2 protein-coding genes and 2 pseudogenes are annotated in these 3,418 nt (G+C 36.0%); 2 read left to right on the top strand and 2 right to left on the bottom strand.

Features of this window, described 5'->3' with window-relative positions; translation table 11 throughout:
• Positions 1 to 187: 187 nt before the first annotated feature.
• A pseudogene (locus tag FJR05_RS20525) lies at positions 188 to 661 on the bottom strand (SirB1 family protein); the annotation flags it as partial.
• Between the two features lie 248 nt (positions 662 to 909).
• On the opposite strand from FJR05_RS20525, the gene FJR05_RS20520 reads away from it, so the two are divergent.
• Complete coding sequence (locus FJR05_RS20520; protein ID WP_168645832.1) at positions 910 to 1,164, top strand: TIGR03643 family protein; 255 nt, start codon at positions 910 to 912, stop codon at positions 1,162 to 1,164.
• A 24-nt stretch (positions 1,165 to 1,188) separates the two neighbouring features.
• Positions 1,189 to 2,691, top strand: coding sequence for a cryptochrome/photolyase family protein (locus FJR05_RS20515; RefSeq protein WP_168645831.1), 1,503 nt, complete (start codon positions 1,189 to 1,191; stop codon positions 2,689 to 2,691).
• 135 nt (positions 2,692 to 2,826) lie between these two features.
• On the opposite strand, the pseudogene FJR05_RS20510 reads toward FJR05_RS20515, so the two are convergent.
• Positions 2,827 to 3,363, bottom strand: a pseudogene (locus FJR05_RS20510) (hemerythrin domain-containing protein); the annotation flags it as partial.
• Positions 3,364 to 3,418 lie beyond the last annotated feature (55 nt).

Here is a 3,418-nt window from a genome sequence, read left to right as displayed (position 1 = left end):
CAACGCAGACACAGCAGTTTTTATGTAGGTCAACATCTCTATTATTGGCTTGGGGTACATCAAATGTTCCAAAAAAGTATAGAAGAACTAATGCAATTTAGCCGCTATCGGTTGAAGGATTACATCAAAGGGCAAAGAGCTATGGAGCTTGCTCTATCTACCTTCTAGCTATCTTGTCCTCCTGTCAGGGAAACATCACCTCACCACCATTAAAAGCATCCACAAAAATCTCTATACCTTCCACATCTGGACGAATCAAAAAATGCCCCGGCATTCCCACCCCAACCATCGGAAAATCAATCCGTTTGGCTACCTCCATATAAACCAATGCCAAACTAATCGGAATACCAGTTTTCCGTTCAATGACATCATTTAAAAAACTATTTCGGGGGTCATAATAATCAATTTTATTACCATCGAAGCCCAATTCCTCGTATAAATATTGATTAATACTTTGAATAACCCGTAGAGGATAACGAAAGGAAGGCAAACGTTCCTCTAACTCCATTGCCATTACATCAAGAGCATTTAAATATTCTTCAGTATCAATATCTGGATACTCTTCCTGGGCGATATATAAAGATGCCTTTGCGAGATTTATATCCTCGTCAGGTTGTTGAATCTCTTGGTAAAAATACTGTCGTGCTGACGAGAAATTCATAAGCAATAAGGATGAAGCGACTGGAGGACAGTACAGAGTTTTTTGTACCTACTCTTATTTTAGAGCATTCAGGCGATTTATGAAGCATAATCTGTATCTATTCTTTCGTTTTCTCGTTCCCAGTCTCCAAACTGGGAATGTTATCTTAGAAGTTCTACCTCTTTATAGAAAACAAGAGAAAAGAGAATTGTGATCGTATAATCAATATAGATTTATAATCGTAGCACTTTTATTCAAATTCTCAAAGTATGAAACTACCTGACTTAAACACGGAAACCATAGATCGGATCATCGAAATGGCGTGGGAAGATAGAACCCCATTTGATGTCATAGAAAAACAATTTGGACTTTTAGAAAAACAAGTAATTGCCCTCATGAGAAGGGAAATGAAATCATCTAGTTTCAAAATGTGGAGAGAAAGAGTTACCAAACGTCAAACCAAACATTTAGAAAAGAGAGAATTTATTGCCGGGAGATTCAAATCCCAAAATCAAAAAACTTAAATTCACATAAAATATAAAATATCTATGATTGGAATTTGGATATTAGGCGATCAACTTTCCTTGCAACAATCAGCATTAAAAAGCTGTAATTATCAAACAAATACACCTGTAATTTTCATCGAATCATTAGATCATATCCAAATTAGACCATATCATCGCCAAAAATTAGTGTTAATTTGGTCAGCAATGCGCCATTTTGCGGACGAATTAGCACAACTACAATATGCAGTCACATACAAAATAGCCACAGATTTTCAAACATCACTCCAAGAATGGATTCGAGTTAATCAAATTACCGAATTGCGGTTAATGACACCCAATAATCAACCATTCATCCAAATAATTCAAAATTTACAATTACCTTGTCCAATCACCTTAATTCCTAACAATCAATTTTTATGGACTACAGAAGAATTTACCAATTGGGCTAAAAATCGTAAACGCCTATTAATGGAAGATTTTTATCGAGAAGGAAGACGACGGTTTCAAATTTTAATGGCGGACAAACAACCAATTGGAGGACAGTGGAATTTAGATAAAGAAAATCGTCAGCCACCTAAAGGTAAAATACATCCACCTCCAGCAAAGTGGTTTGCACCAGACGCAATTACTCTTGAGGTTATAGACAAAGTTAACTCTCTTTCTCCTTTAACTTATGGAGAAATAGAACCTTTTTCTTGGGGAGTAAATCGTCAACAAGCACTTCAGGTATTAGACTGGTTTATTCAACATCGTTTGTCAGATTTCGGTACTTATCAAGATGCGATGATTACCGGAGAACAGACAATGTGGCACGCATTAATTTCTCCTTATTTGAATATTGGCTTACTCCAACCATTGGAAGTAATTCAATCTGCTGAAACTGCATATAAACAACACCAACTACCTTTAAATAGTGTGGAAGGTTTTATTCGTCAAGTATTGGGTTGGCGAGAATATATGTATGGTATCTATCATTTTGTAGATCCAGAATATGCCGAAAAAAATTGGTTTATTCACACTCAAGCATTACCAGAATTTTTCTGGACAGGTGCAACAAAAATGAATTGTTTACACCAAATTATCACCCAGATTAAAAGTACAGGTTACGCTCATCATATCCAGCGGTTAATGGTATTGAGTAACTTTGCTTTAATTGCGGGAATTTCACCCCAAGCTGTAGAAAATTGGTTTCATGCAGCATTTATTGATGCTTATGACTGGGTGATGCAAACTAATGTTATTGGTATGGGTTTATTTGCAGATGGAGGAGTATTAGCATCTAAACCTTATGCTGCTTCTGCTAACTATATAAATAAGATGAGTGACTATTGTAAAAGTTGTGTTTATAGTCATAAAAAACGGATAGGTGAAAATGCCTGTCCATTCAATTTCTTCTATTGGGATTTTCTGGACAGACACAGAGAAAAACTCCAAACTCAAGGACGAATGAGTTTAATTTTAAAACATTTAGATAAAATGTCTTCAGAAGAATTGCAATCTATCCATCAACAGGCTGAAAACTGGTGGAATCTTCATCAAAATTAATTAGTTTTGTGTATACCTGTAGCAATCCTAAATTAGTTATGAACAATTAGATCCCCGACTTCTTAGAGAAGTCGGGGATCTTAGTCTTGCAATGTATATCTAAGTCTTAAATTAGAAGGCGGAACCTAATTTAATTTAAACTCGTTGAGCTTGTGTTTTAGTCCCTTCAATTTGTTGTTGAATTCTGCTTTTAGCAGCTTTAAATTGTGAAGCTAATTCTTCACTTTCTTGGGTACTCATGTTGTTACGAATAGCCGCAAACATTGTGTTTTCTTCTTGACGGACATGATCCATGACATCATCCATTAAGAGTCTGATTTGTTCTTTAAATTCAGCAGAAGCCGGACTTATATTTTGCAGTTGAGCCAAGACAGTTCGCATCTTAGCCTGTTCGTCATACAATTTTTGGGTATTAGCATCACCATAAAAAGGACGGACTCGTGGATAAAGAACTTCTTCTTCTGCATCTGAATGGACACTCAAATCTTTATAAAGTTGCCCAAAGTATTCTTGAATTTTTTGAGCATCTTTGCTTTTTAGAATTTCTGTAAACAAGGTATTTACCTTATTGTGATCCATGCGGAGAACATCTTGGATATTCATATCCTGTTTATCAGAAGTTTGGGTAACAGCACTACCAACTACACCACTAATAGCGGAGATAGCATCTTGAGTAACTGTTCACACTCCCCCACTAAAAAGGAATTAGGAAGTAACAGGGATAGGA

The organism is Dolichospermum sp. UHCC 0259, assembly GCF_009711935.1.
Taxonomy (GTDB): Bacteria; Cyanobacteriota; Cyanobacteriia; order Cyanobacteriales; family Nostocaceae; genus Dolichospermum.
The sequence above is the reverse complement of the archived record's forward strand: the minus strand, read 5'-3'. Positions and strand labels throughout refer to the sequence as shown.